This window comes from Serratia sp. JKS000199 (assembly GCF_900215455.1).
Classification (GTDB): Bacteria; Pseudomonadota; Gammaproteobacteria; order Enterobacterales; family Enterobacteriaceae; genus Serratia; species Serratia ureilytica.
Genome location: NZ_LT907843.1, coordinates 1212841 through 1231643 on the forward strand (window position 1 = coordinate 1212841; position 18803 = coordinate 1231643).

The following is an 18803-nucleotide window of genomic DNA, read 5'->3' on the forward strand; positions in this document are numbered from 1 at the left end:
TCCAACATTATCAGGCTGCTGTATTTTGGTTTTGGCAACAATGCCGGGTTTGCACGGCGGGAAAAACCATTAAGCCCGCGCAGGCAGGCTTAATGGTTTGCAGGCGCGGTAGGGTTAATGGTCGAGCGATTCCAGCGACCGTTTGATCAGCTCGGTGGCCAGTTTGCGTTCCGCTTCGGAAATGCCGTCGAGATTGAAGTTGGAGAGCTCAGCGACCAAAACGCTGCGTTCTTTACCGCTGATCGAAGCATCCAGCGCGGACAGCAACCTGCTGAGGATCTTCAGCAGGGTGGCGTTTTCCGCTACGGCTTCCTGAGCCTGGGTGTTTTTATTGGTCATTCAAAATCCTCTCTGTCGTGACGGAAGGGAGAGACAGGTAACGCCATCGAATCAATCAAGCGATCGCGCAGCCCTTCGGGGGTTGAGCCCAATCACTACCGTAAGGCAGGGATCCGGATTTCTACTTATGCATTGCAGTTATAACGGCCAGGTTATCTATGCCGCCGTATCACTTTGCCTTAACGGACGACGTCAAGCTGAACAATGTGTGCTCTGTGTGCAAACGACCAGTATAGGCTTTTTGCGCGGCGGTAATATGACAGAAAGCCCCTGCAAACATTCGGGTTTACAGGGGCCAGGTTTATTGCGGCTTGCCGGAGAACAGGAAGCGCAGCACCGGGATGCGTTTGTGCAGCTCATATAAAGCGAAGGCCAGCGAGAACACAAACAGCAGGCCCAGCAAGAACCCCAACAGGTTGTTGCCGATATAAGGCGTCACGAAAGCGCCATATATCAGGGTCAACGGATGGTGCACCAGATATATAAACAGCGAGGCGTTGACCAGATAGGTGATGCGCGGCGAGTGATAATTCAGCAGGTTATGCCCGAAAGAGAACACCACATTGGTCATCAGGATCCCCATTAGGGTTTTGATCACCACTTCCAGCTCGAACATATAGCTGCTGTGCGCCAACAGTTTCTGGTTCAGCATATATGCGATAAACAGCAGCAGCGAGCCGAGCAGCGCCAGCGGCGAACGGCGCAGAAAAATCTCTTTAAGCCACACATACTTAAACGCATAGGCGCCGAGGATGAAGAACGGCAGGTAGAACATCGTCTCCATCACCACGAAATTGAACAGGCCATTGGATAATAGCTGTGGCGCGAAAATTAAAATAATACGGTGCGCGGCCGAATAGCATACCGCATAAATAAAGAAACACAGTGAGATGTTTCCTAATCCACGCATTCTGTTGATTAACGCTGGAATAGGCTCGCGTGTTTGACGCTTGATTTTGCGGAACAGATAAAAGCAGGCGAAGGTTAACAATGACAGGGTCAATAAGAACCACAGATGAGACACCAATTCCCAAACTGTTACATTTATTTTCTGATAGAGAGAAAACTCGTCCCAGCCGTTTAATTTATCGGTGAAATATTTCAGCATGAAAAATTGCGGCACCGTAATTAGCGGGATGGAGCTCAACAGCGGGATCGCCACCCGCTCCAGCCTGACCTTCAGCCACTGATGGCGCTCGTAACGCTCGTAGAGCATGTAGGAGAAGTAGCCGGAAATCACGAAGAACACCTGCATGCGGAAGGCGTGGATGAAGTCGTTCAGCACCGTGAGTGAGAAGGAGGGCGACGCGCTGTTCACCGCCCAGGCGTGGCTGGAATAAATCAGGGAAAGGTGAAACGGAATGCCGAGCAGCATCAAATAGGCTCGGATCGAATCGAGGAAAAACTCGCGCTGTTTGCTGCCTTTAGTCATAGATTACCGCTGGTGATTTAATCGGGTGCTCATTAACACGCTTAATAAGTCGTCAAACGTTAAATTGTTATCCGGAACCCTACTATAGCCCCTCGCATTTTTCCATAGCGTCTTGTTGCGCGGCTTGCTACGCTGGTGCTCCATCAGCTGCTTAAACAATGAGCCGTAAACATGAACCATCCATTTATCATGTTGTCGGAAAGCTGAGTAATCCATTAATATGGATTTAAATGATTTGAGCACACGAATAGGGGGGGATGTGCTAGTTAATATATTATCCGGACAACCACGCGCCGCGAGCGTTCGTTGGTTAGGTGCTACCGTATTGTTCACGCTGTTCAGTTCGCCGGCATGGGCCTTTTCTATTGATGATGTGGCCAAGCAGGCGCAGGATCTGGCTGCGAAAGGTTTCGAAGCCCCGAAGAGCAACCTTCCTTCTCAGTTCCGCGAGATGAAGTTCGCAGACTATCAGCAGATTCAGTTCAATCACGATAAAGCCTATTGGAGCAAGCTGAAAACCCCTTTCAAGCTTGAGTTTTATCATCAGGGGATGTATTTCGATACGCCGGTGAAAATCAACGAAGTCACCTCTACCAGCGTAAAACAGATCAAGTACAGCCCGGATTACTTCAACTTCGGCTCGGTCAAACACGATCCTGAATCAGTGAAGAACCTCGGCTTTGCCGGCTTCAAGGTGCTCTACCCGATCAACAGCGCCGACAAAAACGATGAGATTATGAGCCTGCTGGGCGCGAGCTATTTCCGCGTGGTGGGTAAAGGGCAGGTTTACGGGCTTTCCGCTCGTGGCCTGGCTATCGATACCGCTTTGCCTTCCGGCGAAGAGTTCCCGCGTTTCCGCGAATTCTGGGTTGAGCGTCCGAAGCAGGGCGACAAACACCTGGTGATCTACGCGCTGCTGGATTCCCCGCGCGCCACCGGCGCTTACCGTTTCACGGTGATCCCGGGCCGTGACACCACCGTGGACGTCGAGTCCAAAGTGTTCCTGCGCGATAAGGTGGGCAAATTGGGCCTGGCGCCGCTGACCAGCATGTTCCTGTTCGGGCCGAACCAGCCGTCGCCGACGCTGAACTACCGCCCGGCGCTGCACGATTCCAACGGTCTGTCTATCCATGCCGGCAACGGCGAGTGGATCTGGCGTCCGCTGAACAATCCTAAACACCTGTCCGTCAGCACCTATACCGTTGAGAATCCGAAAGGCTTCGGTCTGCTGCAGCGCGGTCGCAACTTCAAAGAGTACGAAGATCTGGACGATCGTTACGATCTGCGCCCGAGCGCCTGGATCGAACCGAAAGGCGACTGGGGCAAAGGCAAGGTCGAGCTGGTGGAGATCCCAACGGCGGATGAAACCAACGACAACATCGTCGCGTTCTGGACGCCGGATACCTTGCCGGAAGCCAAAAAACCGCTGACGCTGAGCTACCGTCTGAACTTCACCCGCGATGAAGACAAACTGCATTCGCAAGACATCGCCTATGTGGCACGGACCATGCGTTCGACCGGTGACGTGAAGCAGTCCAACCTGATCCGCGAGCCTGACGGCAGCGTCGCCTTCCTGGTCGATTTCGTCGGCCCGGTGCTGAAAGCGCTGGACGCCAATACGCCGGTCGCTTCTCAGATCAGCATCGGCGACAACGGTGAAATGGTAGAAAACAACGTCCGCTATAACCCAGTGACCAAAGGCTGGCGCCTGACGGTGCGTCTGAAAGTGAAAGACGACAAGAAGCCGGTAGAAATGCGCGCGGCGCTGGTGAATGGCGATAAGACACTGTCGGAAACCTGGAGCTATCAGCTACCTGCCAATGAATAAGCCTACTCAACCCGCCCAGGATTATCTTGCGGCGCTGCCTCTGACCGCCGAGCGGTCGGAGGCGCTTACCCCTAAAACGGCGGATGACGCTCAGGCTCTGGAGGCGCTCCATCGGCAGATGGGCGCCGCCGACGCCAACGTCAATAGCCTGTCGGCGGATGACGTGGCGCTGGCCTCGGTCAAACCGCGCATCGAAAGCGCCTGGCCGGATGCGGTCAGCGATGACGACTTCGATACCGACGCCGAAGGGCGCGCCATTCTGAAGGCGACGCCGCCGATCAAACGCACCACCATGTTCCCGGAAGCCTGGCGCACCAACCCGGTGGCGCGCTTCTGGGATTCTCTGCTGGGGCGGTCGCCGCACAATCGGCACGCCACCAAAGAGGAGGCCGAGGCCGAGAACCGCTGGCGTACCGTTGGCTCCATGCGCCGCTATGTGCTGCTGGTGCTGATGCTGGTGCAAACCGGCATCGCCACCTGGTATATGAAAACCATCTTGCCTTACCAGGGCTGGGCGCTGATCGATCCTATCGCCATGCTGGATCAGGATCTGATGCAGTCGGTGCTGCAGCTGCTGCCGTATGTGCTGCAAACCGGCATTCTGATCCTGTTCGCCGTGCTGTTCTGCTGGGTCTCGGCCGGTTTCTGGACCGCGCTGATGGGCTTCCTGCAGCTGCTGATCGGCAAGGACAAATACAGCATTTCCTCCACCATCAAGGGCGATGAGCCGATCAACCCGGCGCACCGCACCGCGCTGATCATGCCGATCTGCAACGAAGACGTCGAACGCGTGTTCGCCGGCCTGCGCGCGACCTATGAGTCCGTCGCCGCGACCGGTCAGCTGGAACACTTCGATATCTACGTGCTGAGCGACAGCTACGATCCGGACATCTGCGTGGCCGAGCAAAAGGCGTGGATGGAGCTGTGCCGCGATGTCGACGGCCACGGCCGCATCTTCTATCGCCGCCGTCGCCGCCGCGTCAAACGCAAGAGCGGCAACATCGACGACTTCTGCCGTCGCTGGGGCGGTGAGTACAGCTACATGGTGATCCTGGATGCTGACAGCGTGATGAGCGGCGAATGCCTCACCGGGCTGGTTCGCCTGATGGAAGCCAACCCGAACGCCGGCATCATCCAGTCCGCGCCGAAGGCGTCCGGCATGGATACCCTGTACGCGCGCGTGCAGCAGTTCGCTACTCGCGTTTACGGGCCACTGTTTACCGCCGGTCTGCATTTCTGGCAGCTGGGCGAGTCGCACTACTGGGGCCATAACGCCATCATCCGCGTGAAGCCGTTTATCGAGCACTGTGCGCTGGCGCCGCTGCCGGGCGAGGGCTCCTTCGCCGGTTCTATCTTGTCGCACGACTTCGTTGAAGCGGCGCTGATGCGCCGCGCCGGCTGGGGCGTGTGGATCGCTTACGATCTGCCGGGCAGTTACGAAGAGCTGCCGCCGAACCTGCTGGATGAGCTGAAACGCGACCGTCGCTGGTGCCACGGCAACCTGATGAACTTCCGCCTGTTCCTGGTGAAGGGCATGCACCCGGTGCACCGTGCGGTGTTCCTCACCGGCGTGATGTCCTACCTGTCGGCGCCGCTGTGGTTCATGTTCCTGGCGCTCTCCACCGCATTGCAGGTGGTGCATACCCTGATGGAGCCGCAATACTTCCTGCAGCCGCGGCAGCTGTTCCCGGTCTGGCCGCAGTGGCGGCCGGAGCTGGCGATAGCGCTGTTCTCCACCACGCTGGTGCTGCTGTTCCTGCCGAAGCTGCTCAGCATCGTGCTGATCTGGGCCAAGGGCGCGAAAGAGTACGGCGGCGCGTTCCGTTTGTTCATTTCGATGCTGATGGAAATGCTGTTCTCGGTGCTGTTGGCGCCGGTGCGCATGTTGTTCCATACCGTGTTCGTGGTGAGCGCCTTCCTCGGTTGGGAAGTGGTGTGGAATTCGCCACAGCGTGACGACGACGACACGCCGTGGGGCGAAGCGTTCCGCCGCCATGGCTCGCAGATGTTGCTGGGCCTGGTGTGGGCCGGCGGCATGGCGTGGTTGGATCTGCGTTTCCTGTGGTGGCTGTCGCCAATCGTGTTCTCGCTGATCCTGTCGCCGTTCGTGTCGGTGCTGTCGAGCCGCGCGACGCTGGGCATGAAAAGCAAACGCGCCAAGCTGTTCCTGATCCCGGAAGAGTACAATCCGCCGCGTGAGCTGCTGGCGACGGAAGAGTACCTTCATCTCAACCGCAACCGGGCGTTGACCAACGGCTTTATGCACGCGGTGGTCAACCCGTCCTTCAACGCGTTGGCGACGGCGCTGGCGACGGCGCGTCACCACCTGCGCGCGACGCTCGATCGCAATCGCGAGGAGCGGGTAAACGAAGCGCTGCAGCTGGGGCCGGAGAAGCTGGTGAAGGGCAAGCGCCTGGAACTGCTGAGCGATCCGGTCACGCTGGCTCGTCTGCACCAGCGCGTCTGGCTGCTGCCGGAAGGCGCCGCCTGGCGTGAACACTACCAGCAGTTGCCGCACAACCCGCTGGCGCACCCAACGGGCCGGCGTTAATCGCTTAGCGGCAACGCTTAGACGGGGAATGCGCACGGCGCGTTCCCCGTTTTTTTTTACCTTTTGCCTGAGCGCGCCGGTGCCGGTGAAAAAAGGGAACTGTGATAGACTGCGGCCGATGCGTTGTTCACTCGCGAAACAACCCCTTTCTCAGAGTCAATGTCGTGAAGCTCTCTTCCTACTTTCGCCTGGCCTGCGTGACGGCCGGCGTGATGGCCCTAACCGGCTGCGGCAGCATCATCAGCCGCACCGTGCCCGGTGCGGGGCATGGCCACCAGTACTATCCCGGCGTGCAGTGGGATTTGCGCGATACGCCCTGGCGTTACGTCACGGTGATAGATGTGCCGCTGTCGATGGTGGTGGACACCTTTATGCTGCCGTTCGATGCGCAGCATGGCCCCTATGAATAAACCTGCTCAGCGGGTGGCGAACACCACCAGCTGGTAGCCTTTCTGCCCGCAATGGAAAGGCGCCAGCGCCGTCATCCCCAGCCCTTGCACGTGAGCGGCCAACGAATGCGGATTGTCGTCGTCGATAAACAGTGCGCCCACGTCGTAATCATGGCGGGTGTGCGCTTTGACTGCGGCGTAGAGGCGCTTTAATACGCCTTTGCCGCGCCAGGCCATGCCGAGGCAGACCGGGCCGTAGAGAAATACCCGCTGCTCACTCAGCGGCCGTCCGGCGAATGAGTGCGTGGCGAGCGTCGCCAGCATCGCATCCACCACCGGCGGCCGCGGCTGCGCGTCGGCGGGCATCAGGCAAACGAACCCCGCCAGTTGGCCCTCCTGTTCCGCCACCCATATGCCGATGCCGCGGTTGATCGCCGTCAGCTGCGCTTCATTCATGCGCGATACGATAAATCCCTGCCGTTTTTGGCGCTCATCGAGCGCTTCCGGCACGTTTTCCGCCTGCAGCTGCAAAATGGCGGGGTAGTCGGTGGGGCGGGCCTGGCGAATGTTCATGCTGCCTCCTTGGCGTTCAAAGCGTCGTGCGGGTTAACGTTCATCCCACTCATCGGCGGCGGCCTGGCCTTCTTCGGTATCCAACGGCGGCTCGAGCTGGAAGTCGCCTTCCTCCCATTCGTACAGGGTGTTTTCGTCTATCCACTCGGCGGTGATTTCCACCTCGTCGTAGTCACCGTCGAAGATCGCCTGCGCCGCCGCACCGCTGCGCAGCGTCAGGCATTCCACCGCCTCGCCTTCTTCTTCGAAGAACTCCGCCTGCCACATCGTGTCGCCATCCTGCATCACGTACTTTTGCAGATTGAACTGCTGCGGCACCGGCGGTTCGTCACCGCCGCCGCCTTCGGCGGTGTCGAGAAACTCTTCGCGTGCGGCCTCGATGGCTTCTTCCAGGGTTGCATACAGGCTCATGTTCGCCTCCGTTGACAATGAGAGTAAAGCGTCCGGCGTGCTGCCGGCGCGGTGGGGGAAACGTCAAAACTAATTGTTGTCTCACTGGCGCAGGATGCAAATTTTTTTGTTGTCCGCTCTGCGACGACGGTTGTCCGCAAAGCGGGAGAAGCAGGCGCGGAGGCGGGAAATAATGACGGTATCGTTCACTCAGGCATCAGGAGAAGCCCATGTTAATCGACCCTTCAAGCAAATACCGACCGTTCCCGCCGGTGACGTTACCGGATCGCCAGTGGCCTTCGCGTACCCTGCGACAGGCGCCGCGCTGGTGCTCCAGCGATCTGCGCGACGGCAACCAGGCGCTGGCGGAGCCTATGGATAACGCGCGCAAGCGCGAGTTCTATCAGCTGCTGTTGCAGTGCGGTTTCAAAGAGATTGAGGTGGCTTTCCCTTCGGCGTCGCAAACGGACTTCGACTTTGTGCGCGCCCTGATCGACGAGCGGCTGATCCCGGACGATGTCACCATTCAGGTGCTGACGCAGTCGCGCGACGATCTGATCGACCGCACCTTCGAGGCGCTGCAGGGAGCGCCGCGGGCTATCGTGCATCTGTATAACGCCACGGCGCCGATGTTTCGCGACATCGTGTTCCGCCAGGATAAGGCGGCTACCGTGGCGCTGGCGGTGAACGGCGCGCGGCGCATTCGCCGGCATTGCGAGGCGCAGCCCGATACCGTCTGGTGCTTCGAGTATTCGCCGGAAACCTTCTGCTTTACCGAATTGGCGTTCGCGCTGGAGATCTGCGAAGCGGTAGCGGATGTTTGGCAACCGGGGGCACAGCGGCCGATGATCATCAACCTGCCGGCGACGGTGGAAGTGAGTACGCCCAACGTGTATGCCGATCAGATCGAATGGTTCTGTCGCCACTTCAGCCGTCGCGCTGATGTGACGATCGGCGTGCACCCGCATAACGATCGCGGCACCGGCGTCGCCTGCGCCGAGCTGGCGCTGCTGGCCGGCGCCGATCGGGTCGAAGGCTGCCTGTTCGGCAACGGCGAGCGTACCGGCAACGTTGATCTGGTCACGCTGGCGTTGAATCTCTATACCCAGGGCGTGGCGCCGGGCCTGGACTTCAGCCGCTTGAAGCAGGTGGTGGAGGTGGTGGAGCAGTGCAATCAGCTGCCGGTACATCCTCGCCATCCTTATGCCGGTGAGTTGGTGTTTACCGCCTTCTCCGGATCGCATCAGGATGCGATCAAGAAAGGCTTCGCCGCGCAACGGCAGCGGCAAGATGGCTGGTGGCAGGTGCCTTACCTGCCGCTCGATCCCGCCGATGTCGGCTGCAGCTATGAGGCAGTGATCCGGGTTAACAGCCAGTCCGGCAAAAGCGGCACCGCCTGGCTGTTGGAGCAGAACCATGGGCTGGCGTTGCCGCGCGGTTTGCAGATTGATTTCAGCCAGGTGGTCCAGCGGGCGACCGACGGCAGCGGTAAGGAAATGAGCGTCGCGCAGCTGTGGCGCTTATTCCGCGACACTTACGGGCTGGTGGAACAGCCGCGCTTGCAGCTGTTGAGCTATCAAACGGAAAGTCACGGCGTGGAAGCGTACAGTTTCAACGCGCGAGTCGCCTGGCAGGGGGAGCCTCTGCAGCTGCAGGGGGCCGGCAACGGCCTGCTTTCCAGCGCGGTGGATGCGCTGCGCCAACGCTTCGGTTTGCCGTTGGCTATCGAAGATTACCACGAGCATACGCTGGGGCATCAGAGCGACAGCCGCGCGGTGGCTTACATTCGCTGCGTTTTGCCGCACGGCGAGGCGAGCTACGGCGTTGGCATCGACGTCGACTCCGCCAGCGCTTCGCTGCAGGCGTTGTTCAACGTCGCCGGGCGCTATCTGGCGTCAACGTCGGCGCGGCCCGGCTGAAATAGTCGCTGGGCGCTACCCCCAGCACCCGGCGAAACATGGCGCTGAACGCGCTGGGGCTGTCATAGCCGAGATCCAGCGCCACTTCCAACACCGAACGTCCGATCGCCAGCGCGTTCAGCGCCGCCAGTAAACGGGCGCGTCGCACCCAATCGCCAAAACGCAGCCCGGTTTCTCGCTGGAAGCGCCGCGACAGGGTGCGTCCGCTGACATTGAGGCGTTCGGCCGCCTGTTCCAGCGTCCAGGGCTGCGCCAGCGTGGCCTGAATATGGCGGCACAGGGCGAGCAGCGAGGCCTCGCGCGGTTCGGGCAGGTGCAGCGGCAGGCTCGGCAGCACCCGTAATTCATCCAGAATCAATTCCATGATGCGTTCGTCGCGCCCGCCGCTGGGGTAGCCGGGCGCAATCTCCATCGCGCTGATAATCAGCTCGCGCAGCAGCGGCGACACCTGCACCACCTGGCACTGAGCCGGCAGATCGGCGCGCGCCAGCGGATCGATGAACAACGTCCTGGCCGCTACCTGGCCGGTGATGCGTAGACTGTGCACCACTTTCGCCGGTACCCAGACGCCGCGGCCGGGCGGCACCACCCAACTGCCGAGCCGGGTAGTGACCTGCACCACGCCGCTCAGGCTGTGGATCAGCTGCGCGCAGTTATGGTAGTGCTCCGGCTCGCTGTCGCCATGATGATAATCCCTGGCTAACGGCCGGACAGGCTGATCGGGCGGCAGAACGTCGTGAAAAAACAGCATCGCTGGCGCCCTCCGCGCGGCAAAAGGATAAGACCAAACAGCATGCCATGCGGCGTTATTTCACGCCAGTCGGTGGCTTTGTGTGTGAATACTTTATAAAATAATATTATATAATTTCATATATTGATGGAGGGGCAATGGATATTGACGCGATGCGTAAGGCGGCGGCGCAGGCCGGCGCGATGCTGCGCACCCTGGGCAACGAAGATCGGCTGCTGCTGCTGTGCCGGCTCAGTCAGGGCGAGATGGCGGTGAGCGAGCTGGCGCAGGCGCTGGATATCCGCCAGCCGACGCTGTCCCAGCAGCTTGGCGTGCTGCGGGAGGAAGGGTTGGTGTCCACCCGGCGCGCCGGCAAGCAGATTTACTATGCGGTGGCCGATGCCAAAGCGCTGGCGCTGCTCCATACCCTGTATCAGCTCTATTGCCCACAACCGGAGAACCGCGATGACCATTGACTGGCAACACTTCACGCCTTATTCCGCGCTGGCGGGCGGGGCCATTATCGGCGGCGCGGTGGCGCTGCTGCTGCTGTTCAACGGCCGGATCGCCGGCATCAGCGGCATTACCGGCGGTGTATTGAGTGCCGCTGGCCAGGAGCGGGGCTGGCGCGCCGCATTTATTGGCGGGTTGCTGCTCTCTCCCTGGCTGTATGCTGCCGCTGCGGCTTTGCCGTCCGGTGAGATCGCGGTCGGCAACGGCGGGCTGGCGGCCGCAGGGCTGTTGGTGGGATTGGGCACTCGATTGGGCAGCGGTTGCACCAGCGGGCACGGCGTGTGCGGCGTCGCACGGTTGGCGCCGCGTTCGCTGGCCGCCACGGCGGTGTTTATGCTGCTGGGCTTTACGACCGTGTGGCTGATGCGCCATCTGCTGGGAGGCTGAAGATGCTTAAGTCTCTGTTGGCGCTGCTGAGCGGCGTGATTTTCGGTCTGGGGTTAATTATCGCCGGCATGGCCAATCCGGCCAAAGTACTGGCGTTTCTCGATGTTACCGGCGCGTGGGATCCCTCGCTGGCGTTGGTGATGGCTGGTGCGATCGCGGTGGCGGCGCCGGCCTTCCTGTGGGCGAGGCGACGAGAGCGTAGCCTGTTGGGGGAAACGCTGCAGATCCCGGCCGCCGGGCGTCTGGATCGTCGTTTGCTGGCGGGCAGCGTGCTGTTCGGCATCGGCTGGGGCATCGCGGGTATTTGCCCCGGTCCAGCCTGGGTGTTGGCCGGGGCGGAGATAAGCCGGGTATGGCCGTTCCTGCTGGCGATGCTGGCGGGCATGGCGCTGTATGACGTTATCATGAGGAGGAGGAGGACATGTCGATAGCCAAAGCGGTGTTGCGCATCGCGCGCCCGACCGATCGGTTGCAAGAGATTGCTACGCTGTATTGCCGCGGGCTGGGGTTCGAAAAGCTGGGCGAGTTTGTCGATCATCAGGGGTTCGACGGCATGATGATCGGGCATCCGCAGCATGCCTACCATCTGGAGTTCACGCAGCATCGCGGGGTGCGGGTCGGGCAGGCGCCGACGCAGGATCATCTGCTGGTGTTTTACCTGCCGGATGAGAACGAATGGCGAGCCGGGTGTGAGCGGATGCGGGCGGCGGGATTCTTATCGGTCGCCGCCTATAATCCCTATTGGGATCGGGCGGGGCAAACCTTTGAAGATCCTGATGGCTACCGAGTGGTATTGCAACATCAGGCCTGGCAAGCATAAAAAAACCGGCGCATCGAGCGCCGGTTTGCGAGATAAAACGGGCTATCCGTCAGGCGTTGGTCGCCGGTTTTTGCGCGCTCTTGGACTGGGTATTTTCCAGCATGCGGCGAATCGGCACGATCAGCACGATCAGCACGGCGGCGCAGATCAGCAGCGCGACGGAGCAGCGAGCGAACAGATCCGGCAGCATATCCAGCTGGTCGGCCTTGACGTGGCCGCCGATCAGGCCGGCGGCTAGGTTGCCCAGCGCGCTGGCGCAGAACCACAGCCCCATCATTTGCCCGCGCATTCTCTCCGGCGCCAGCAGCGTCATGGTGGCCAGCCCGATCGGGCTCAGGCACAGCTCACCCAGCGTCAGCATCAGGATACTGCCCACCAGCCACATCGGCGATACGCCGGCGCCGCCGTTGCTCAGCACATTCTGCGCGGCCAGCATCATCAGGCCAAAACCGCCGGCGGCGCACAGGATGCCGATCACGAACTTGGTGATGCTGCTCGGACGCACGTTATTGCGTGCCAGCGCAGGCCAGGCCCAGCTGAAGACCGGCGCCAGCAGGATGATGAACAGGGCGTTGATCGACTGGAACCATACCGCCGGGATTTCGAAGTCGCCGATCATGCGATTGGTGTAATCGTTGGCGAACAGGTTAAACGAGGTCGGTTTCTGTTCAAACGCTGACCAGAAGAACGCGGCGGAGATCAGCAGGATGAAGCACACCAGCAGGCGTGCGCGCTCTTTGCGGCTCAGGCCGGCAAAGGCGAACAGATAGATGAAGTACAACGTGACCGACGCGGCGATCACGTACACCAGCACGCTGGCTACCTCAACCGGGTTGATGACGATGGTGCCCTGAGCGATCAGCACGATGACCGCAGCCAGGACTACCGCCAATGCCAGCAGCCAGGCGCCGACGCCTTTTTTCTTCGCGACCGGGCTGTTCCAGGTGGAGTCCAGGCCCACTTCGCGGTCATAGCGTTTCATCGCCGGGACGGCGAACACCCGGAAGATCACCAACGCCACCAGCATCCCGATGCCGCCGATGCCGAAGCCCCAGTGCCAGCCGTGTGACTTGATCAGCCAGCCGGAGATCAGCGGGGCGATGAACGAACCGATGTTGATGCCCATGTAGAACAGCGAGAAACCGCCGTCGCGACGCGCATCGCCTTTCTTGTACAGCGTACCGACCATCACCGAGATACAGGTCTTGAACAGGCCGGAACCGAGCACGATGAACATCAGACCGATGAAGAACAGGTTGGTGCCCATCACTGCGGACAGCGCGATCGACAGGTGGCCGAGCGCGATCAGGATCGAACCGTACCAGACGGCCTTGCGTTGGCCGAGCCAATTGTCCGCCAGCCAGCCGCCCGGCAGTGCCGCCAGGTACATGCTGCCGGCGAAAATGCCGACGATCGCCGACGCGTTCTCACGCGCCAGACCCAGGCCGCCGTCGTACACGGTGGCGGCCATAAACAGGATCAGCAGCGGACGGATGCCGTAGAACGAAAAGCGTTCCCACATTTCGGTGAAGAACAGAGAACCCAGCGGATAGGGATGGCCGAAGAAGGTCCGGCTTTCTGACTTATTGACAGAGGATTGCATAACGATTTCCCAATAAAAAGGCGCTGCATGGCTGCAGCCCGTACTGTGGTTGTATGTGTATTTAATGAAGGCGATCCGCCCAATGCGGATTACCCGACAAAACCGTGGCTGCAACGCTGATAAACCGTGGAAAGCGTGCTGACCTTTTTTCACTTGGCCGATGGTTCACATCTGGCGTGATATTATTTAACCATTTGATAACTGGTCGTTGGTTTTGTCTAGTACCTGTATCCCATTTTTTAGACGAAAAGTCGACAAGCATCTCCTTTTCTGGTTTTTCTGTTGGTTGTGGCGGGAATATGATTGACAGCGGGTTTTATGCGCTGAAAGTTAATTAATTGTTGATAAACAAGATGTTGAGGTAAGAATGTTCCGAGTGGGCCGAAAATTCGCAGGCCCGAAGGAAGCATTATTAAAAGTAGGGGAAACGCGGCGTTGATCCGGCCAATGGCGGAAATTGGCGATAAATGCAGCTATTGTTCTTCCTGCAGCGTGTCTTCCCGCATGTAGCCCGGCCGCCGCCGCAGACACCACCAGGAATAACCGGCGTTGAACAGCACCACCAGCGCGGTGACGCCGAAGACCGCGCGAAAACCGTAACCGGCGGAGACTGCGGCGCCGAGCAGCGGGCCGCTGACGTTGCCGACGTCGCGGAACGACTGGTTATAGCTGAAAATACGGCCGGCCACCTGATTGGTGCAGTTATAAATCAACAGCGTCTGTACCGCCGGCAGCAACGCGCCGTCGGCCGCCCCCAGCAGAAAACGCAGCACCCCGAGTTGCCACGGCGTTTGCACGAACGCCATCGGGATCAGCAGCAGCACCGAAACGATCAGCATGAACACCAGTATGCGTTCCGGGCCGATGCGATCGCCCAGCTTGCCCAGCCGCGGGGCGCTCATCAATGCCGCGACACCGGGCACCGAGGCGATCAGCCCGCTGATAAACGCCAGATTGTGGGTGGCGCCGGCCAAATCGCGCACATACAGCGTCAGGATCGGCGCGATCGAGCCGGTGGCGATCTGGATGATCATGGTGGTGACGAACAGGCTGAGCACCAGCTTCGGGTTTTTCAGCGAAGCGAACACCTGTTTTGCGTGCAGCATGTCGCGCTTTTGCACCGGGGTGAATTGTTCTTTGACATACAGCAGCGTCAGCACGAAGCAGACGAACAGCACCGCGGCAGTGATATAAAACACCGGGCGCAGACCGTATAAATCGGCCAGCAGCCCCCCGATCAGCGGGCCGATCAGCGCACCGCCGACGCCGCCGGTGGACAGGGTGCCGAGCGCCCAGCCGCTGCGGTTGCGCGGCACCTGGGTGGCGATCAGCGCGTTGGCGTTGGGAATGAACCCGCCGAGCAGCCCCAGCACCGCACGCAGCGCGAGAAACTGCCAGACCGTTTGCGCCATGCCCATCAGCGCCATGACGATCGCCATACCGAGCGCCGAACGCAGCAGCATCAGTTTGCGGCCGCGTCGATCGGCCAGGGCGCCCCAGAACGGCGTGGCGATAGCGGAAAACAGGAAGGTGATGCTGAACAGCAGACCGGACCACATGTTGAGCGCCTGATGGTCGGTAACGCCCAGCGTCTCTACGTACAGCGGCAGAAACGGCATCACCAGGCTGAAGGCGGCGCCGGTGAGAAAACATCCCAGCCAGGCGACGAAAAGATTGCGTTTCCAGTTAACGGGTTCTGCTGCCGAAGCCATAAATGTCCACTGCCGAAAGGTGACGCGTTTTGCCGGTGGCGAGATGATGGGGCAAAACGTGAAAGTTAGCGTGGTAAGTATGCGCCGCAGGCGCGGCGACGGCAAACGAGGGGACGCAGATAGGGCAAAAAATGAAATAAAGTTTTAAAAATGGCGTTTAAACCTTATTCCGCGCTTGGCGCGCGGAATTTACAGCGTTTTATAGTCCGGCCAGCGCCTCGAAACCGGCGGCGGTGGTGGTGGCGCTAAAGTCGGTGACCTCGTAGTGGGCCACGGCGTTGAACGGATCTTCGGCCAGGATGGCGTCCAGCCGAGCACGCTCAATGCCTTTGGCCAGGATCACGCCGCCGGTGCGGGGATTCTTGCGGCCGGAGGCGACGAAGGTGCCGTCCTGAAAATATTTCTTAAGCCAGGCGATGTGCCCGTCAAGGTGGCTGTCGACGTCGGCGATCGGGCGATGGTAGGTCAGGCTGACAATATACATGGCGGCTCCAAGGGTGGCGGCAAAAGCATTACCATCCCACCCTCGCCGGCGATTCTCAAGGGGCGTGCAATAAAAAACCCGCCGGCGGCGGGTTTGCGTGATCAGTACAGCGAAGGCTCGCCTTCCGGGCGGGTCTTGAAGCGGCGGTGCAGCCACATGTATTGGTCCGGCGCCATCAGGATCTCTTTTTCCACCACTTTATTCATAAAGGCGGCGGCGTCGAGTTCGTTGTCCAGCGGGAAGTTTTCCACCGCCGGTTGCATGATCAGCTCATAGCCTTTGCCGTCCGGCAGGCGACGCGGGGTGAACGGAATGATCGCCGGTTTGCCCATCCGCACCAGCACGTAGCTGCCGGTGGTGGTGGCGGCTTTATCCACCGCGAACAGCGGCACGAAAACGCTGCTGCGCGGGCCGTAGTCGTGATCCGGCGCATACCAGATGATATCGCCCTGTTTCAGGGCGCGGATCATGCCTTTGACGTCTTTACGATCCAGCATCGATTTGTTGGAACGCATCCGGCCCCAGGTTTGCAGCCAGTCCATCAGCTTGTTGTCGTGCGGGCGGTAAACGCCGATGCCCGGGTTGTGAATGCCGAAGATGCGCGCGCCCAGCTCCAGCGTCAAAAAGTGCAGGCCAATCAGCAACACGCCCTGATGGTTGTCGCGCGCTTTTTGAATGTGCTCCAGGCCGCTGACCTTGAACCAGCGCTCGATGCGCCAGTTCGGCCAGAACCACGCCATGCCGGTTTCAAACAACCCCATGCCGACCGATTCGAAATTCTTTACCACCAGCGCATCGCGTTCAGCCTGCGGCATGTCGGGAAAACAGAGTTCGAGGTTACGTTGGGCGATAACGACGCGTCGCTTGAGAAAGCGCATGGAAAATCGCCCGATCGAGGTGCCGAGCCAGTAGATGACGGGATAAGGCAGCAACACCAGCAGATACAGCAAGCCGATGCCTACCCAGGTCAGCCAGTAGCGCGGGTGCAGTAAGGAGCGATTGAAAGTAGGAACTTGAGTCATGGGTTCTCTGTTTTAATACGGTTGTTTAAGTGTAATGACAGAGTCATAGCATGGTCTGACGGCCGGGTGGGCTCGGTCGCTAGGTTCGTTTCTGCCGATTGTTTGCGACTATTGTGGCATTTTTCTGACGATCCGGGAAAACACAACGCATTAAAATCCCCTTTTGGGCGTTAAATATGCATCGAGTGCCGAATTTTTCCACAATATTTCCTGCCAAAAGCCCATGGCGATATCCTTATCAGGAAGGTCAATACGGTGGCATCCGGGATGAGTGCGCGATGCAGGTATGCGCACGCGAGCGCCAGGGCTGCGCGGCGGCGGTTTTTCGGGTATGATGTGCGCCGCGCGCGGGCCGGCTGGCTGCGCGCGGTAATCAGTCACCTCCCGAAAGACAGGAAAGTACACCATGCCAGTGTTACATAACCGAATTTCTAATGAGGAACTGAAGGCGCGCATGCTGGCGGAAACCGAGCCGCGCACCACAGTTTCTTTTTACAAATACTTCTCCATCGACGATCCCAAGGCGTTTCGCGACAGCCTGTACGTTCAGTTCGAAAAACTGAAGGTGTTCGGCCGCATCTACGTGGCGAAAGAGGGCATCAACGCGCAGATCAGCGTGCCGCAGCATAACTTCGACGCGTTCAAAGCCGCGCTGTTCGCCTCGCACCCGGCGTTGGATCAGGTCCGCCTGAATATCGCGCTGGAAGACGACGGCAAATCCTTCTGGGTGCTGCGCCTCAAGGTGCGCGAGCGCATCGTGGCTGACGGCATCGATGACGAGAGCTTCGATCCGAGCAACGTCGGTGAGTATCTGCAGGCCGATCGCGTCAATCAGATGATCGACGATCCGAATACGGTATTCGTCGATATGCGCAACCACTATGAGTACGAAGTCGGCCATTTCGAAAACGCCATCGAGGTGCCGTCGGATACCTTCCGCGATCAGCTGCCGATGGCGGTGGAGATGCTGCAGGACAGCAAAGACAAGAATATCGTCATGTACTGCACCGGCGGCATTCGCTGTGAAAAAGCCAGCGCCTATATGCTGCACAACGGCTTTAAAAACATCTACCACGTGGAAGGCGGGATTATCGAGTACACCCGCAAAGCGAAAGAACAGGGGTTGCCGCTGAAGTTTATCGGCAAAAACTTCGTGTTCGATGAGCGTATGGGGGAGCGCATCTCCGACGATGTGATCGCCAACTGCCACCAGTGCGGCGCACCGTGCGACACCCATACCAACTGCAAGAACGACGGCTGCCATCTGCTGTTCATTCAGTGCCCGAGCTGCGCCGCCAAGTTTGAAGGATGCTGCAGCGAGATTTGCCGCGAAGAGCTGAAGCTGCCGCGCGAAGAGCAGCGCGCGCGCCGTGCCGGCCGCGAAAACGGCGTCAAGATTTTCAATAAATCGAAAGGATTGTTGCAGACCACGATGCACATTCCGGCACCGGAAGAAGAAGGCCCAGCCCGCTGAGCCTGAGGAACCGACAAGCCCGGCCGCCAAGCCGGGCTTTTTTTTTATTTCTCGCGCACGCCTTCTACGGAGATGATCAGCTCAACGTCTTGCGACGCCGGGCCAAGATCGGTGGTGATGCCGAAATCTTTCAGCTTGATCTTGCCGTTGGCTTCAAAGCCGGCGCGGTAGCCGCCCCACGGATCGTTGCCCTGGCCAATCAGTTTGGCATCGAGCGTAACCGGTTTGGTGACGCCGTTCAGCGTCAGGTTGCCGACCACCGCGTAACCGTCGCCGCTTTTCTTCACTTCGGTGGATTCAAACTTGGCTTGCTTGTTCTTCTCCACGTTGAGGAACTCGGCGCTGCGCAGGTGCTTGTCGCGCTCGGCGTGGTTGGTGTCGACGCTGGCGGTATTGATGGTCACGTTGACCTTGTCCTTGGACGGATCTTTCTCGTCGAAGGTGAAGCCGCCGTCGAAGTCTTTAAAGCTGCCGTACAGCCAGCTGTAGCCCAGATGCTGGATGCGGAATTCGATAAAGGCGTGTTGGCCTTGTTTATCGATCTTGTAGTCTGCCGCCAGTGCGGAACCGGCGCTCAGCAGCAGGGCGCCTGCGGTCAGGCCCAATACGGTCTTTTTCAACATAGCAATCTCCATAA

19 protein-coding genes are annotated in these 18803 nt (G+C 59.5%); 9 read left to right on the forward strand and 10 right to left on the reverse strand.

The features are described from left to right. Nucleotides 1-114: 114 nt before the first annotated feature. On the reverse strand, nt 115-339 hold the full coding sequence (locus tag CPH57_RS05830) for a hypothetical protein (protein ID WP_096242128.1): 225 nt from the start codon (nt 337-339) through the stop codon (nt 115-117). A 301-nt stretch (nt 340-640) separates the two neighbouring features. Continuing rightward, nucleotides 641-1771: a glucans biosynthesis protein MdoC gene (gene mdoC / locus CPH57_RS05835; RefSeq protein WP_042784177.1), complete on the reverse strand. Its 1131-nt coding sequence runs from the start codon at nt 1769-1771 to the stop codon at nt 641-643. A 259-nt stretch (nt 1772-2030) separates the two neighbouring features. Between mdoC and mdoG the strand changes: the two genes are divergently transcribed. From mdoG to CPH57_RS05850, 3 genes are all read left to right on the forward strand, one after another. Beyond that, nucleotides 2031-3599 carry a glucans biosynthesis protein MdoG gene (mdoG, locus tag CPH57_RS05840; protein ID WP_169539530.1) on the forward strand — a complete coding sequence of 523 codons (1569 nt, stop codon included), beginning with the start codon at nt 2031-2033 and terminating at the stop codon, nt 3597-3599. Continuing rightward, the gene (mdoH, locus tag CPH57_RS05845) at nt 3592-6150 is read left to right on the forward strand and encodes a glucans biosynthesis glucosyltransferase MdoH (RefSeq protein ID WP_033650723.1); all 2559 of its coding nucleotides are present in this window, start codon (nt 3592-3594) and stop codon (nt 6148-6150) included. The genes mdoG and mdoH overlap by 8 nt, the downstream gene beginning before the upstream one ends. Nucleotides 6151-6362: 212 nt before the next feature. Next, nucleotides 6363-6560 carry a YceK/YidQ family lipoprotein gene (locus CPH57_RS05850; protein ID WP_016928222.1) on the forward strand — a complete coding sequence of 66 codons (198 nt, stop codon included), beginning with the start codon at nt 6363-6365 and terminating at the stop codon, nt 6558-6560. 6 nt (nt 6561-6566) lie between these two features. On the opposite strand, the gene CPH57_RS05855 is transcribed toward CPH57_RS05850, so the two are convergent. Both CPH57_RS05855 and CPH57_RS05860 read right to left on the reverse strand, forming a co-directional pair. Beyond that, nucleotides 6567-7112: a GNAT family N-acetyltransferase gene (locus tag CPH57_RS05855; protein WP_046686840.1), complete on the reverse strand. Its 546-nt coding sequence runs from the start codon at nt 7110-7112 to the stop codon at nt 6567-6569. A gap of 33 nt (nt 7113-7145) precedes the next feature. Beyond that, nucleotides 7146-7523 carry a MysB family protein gene (locus CPH57_RS05860; RefSeq protein WP_015377419.1) on the reverse strand — a complete coding sequence of 126 codons (378 nt, stop codon included), beginning with the start codon at nt 7521-7523 and terminating at the stop codon, nt 7146-7148. 209 nt (nt 7524-7732) lie between these two features. Here CPH57_RS05860 and leuA point away from each other — a divergent pair, with 209 nt between their 5' ends. Beyond that, nucleotides 7733-9421 (forward strand): 2-isopropylmalate synthase, encoded by a 1689-nt coding sequence (gene leuA / locus CPH57_RS05865; RefSeq protein ID WP_096242129.1) that lies wholly within the window; start codon nt 7733-7735, stop codon nt 9419-9421. On the opposite strand, the gene CPH57_RS05870 is transcribed toward leuA, so the two are convergent. Continuing rightward, nucleotides 9372-10172: a helix-turn-helix transcriptional regulator gene (locus CPH57_RS05870; RefSeq protein WP_033642662.1), complete on the reverse strand. Its 801-nt coding sequence runs from the start codon at nt 10170-10172 to the stop codon at nt 9372-9374. The two genes, leuA and CPH57_RS05870, sit on opposite strands and share 50 nt — an antisense overlap. 137 nt (nt 10173-10309) lie before the next feature. On the opposite strand from CPH57_RS05870, the gene CPH57_RS05875 reads away from it, so the two are divergent. From CPH57_RS05875 to CPH57_RS05890, 4 genes are read left to right on the forward strand one after another with little or no spacing between them, the layout of a single operon-like run. Beyond that, nucleotides 10310-10627, forward strand: coding sequence for a helix-turn-helix transcriptional regulator (locus CPH57_RS05875; protein WP_033638023.1), 318 nt, complete (start codon nt 10310-10312; stop codon nt 10625-10627). Then, on the forward strand, nt 10617-11051 hold the full coding sequence (locus CPH57_RS05880; protein WP_096242130.1) for a YeeE/YedE family protein: 435 nt from the start codon (nt 10617-10619) through the stop codon (nt 11049-11051). The genes CPH57_RS05875 and CPH57_RS05880 overlap by 11 nt, the downstream gene beginning before the upstream one ends. Before the next feature lie 2 nt (nt 11052-11053). Beyond that, the gene (locus CPH57_RS05885; RefSeq protein WP_096242131.1) at nt 11054-11482 is read left to right on the forward strand and encodes a YeeE/YedE family protein; all 429 of its coding nucleotides are present in this window, start codon (nt 11054-11056) and stop codon (nt 11480-11482) included. Beyond that, on the forward strand, nt 11473-11871 hold the full coding sequence (locus tag CPH57_RS05890) for a VOC family protein (RefSeq protein WP_096242132.1): 399 nt from the start codon (nt 11473-11475) through the stop codon (nt 11869-11871). Before CPH57_RS05885 ends, CPH57_RS05890 begins: the two co-directional genes overlap by 10 nt. Before the next feature lie 49 nt (nt 11872-11920). Here CPH57_RS05890 and CPH57_RS05895 read toward each other — a convergent pair whose 3' ends face one another. The 4 genes from CPH57_RS05895 to CPH57_RS05910 form a co-directional block, all read right to left on the reverse strand. Beyond that, the gene (locus CPH57_RS05895; protein WP_096242133.1) at nt 11921-13474 is read right to left on the reverse strand and encodes a peptide MFS transporter; all 1554 of its coding nucleotides are present in this window, start codon (nt 13472-13474) and stop codon (nt 11921-11923) included. 473 nt (nt 13475-13947) lie between these two features. Further along, the gene (mdtG, locus tag CPH57_RS05900; protein WP_096242134.1) at nt 13948-15186 is read right to left on the reverse strand and encodes a multidrug efflux MFS transporter MdtG; all 1239 of its coding nucleotides are present in this window, start codon (nt 15184-15186) and stop codon (nt 13948-13950) included. Between the two features lie 199 nt (nt 15187-15385). Further along, nucleotides 15386-15670: a YciI family protein gene (locus tag CPH57_RS05905; protein ID WP_033642669.1), complete on the reverse strand. Its 285-nt coding sequence runs from the start codon at nt 15668-15670 to the stop codon at nt 15386-15388. 101 nt (nt 15671-15771) lie between these two features. Continuing rightward, the gene (locus tag CPH57_RS05910; RefSeq protein WP_025159951.1) at nt 15772-16692 is read right to left on the reverse strand and encodes a Kdo(2)-lipid IV(A) acyltransferase; all 921 of its coding nucleotides are present in this window, start codon (nt 16690-16692) and stop codon (nt 15772-15774) included. 406 nt (nt 16693-17098) lie between these two features. Between CPH57_RS05910 and CPH57_RS05915 the strand changes: the two genes are divergently transcribed. After that, nucleotides 17099-18166 carry a rhodanese-related sulfurtransferase gene (locus CPH57_RS05915; RefSeq protein ID WP_033638032.1) on the forward strand — a complete coding sequence of 356 codons (1068 nt, stop codon included), beginning with the start codon at nt 17099-17101 and terminating at the stop codon, nt 18164-18166. A gap of 44 nt (nt 18167-18210) precedes the next feature. Here CPH57_RS05915 and CPH57_RS05920 read toward each other — a convergent pair whose 3' ends face one another. Then, nucleotides 18211-18789 (reverse strand): YceI family protein, encoded by a 579-nt coding sequence (locus tag CPH57_RS05920; protein WP_016928208.1) that lies wholly within the window; start codon nt 18787-18789, stop codon nt 18211-18213. Between the last annotated feature and the right edge of the window lie 14 nt (nt 18790-18803).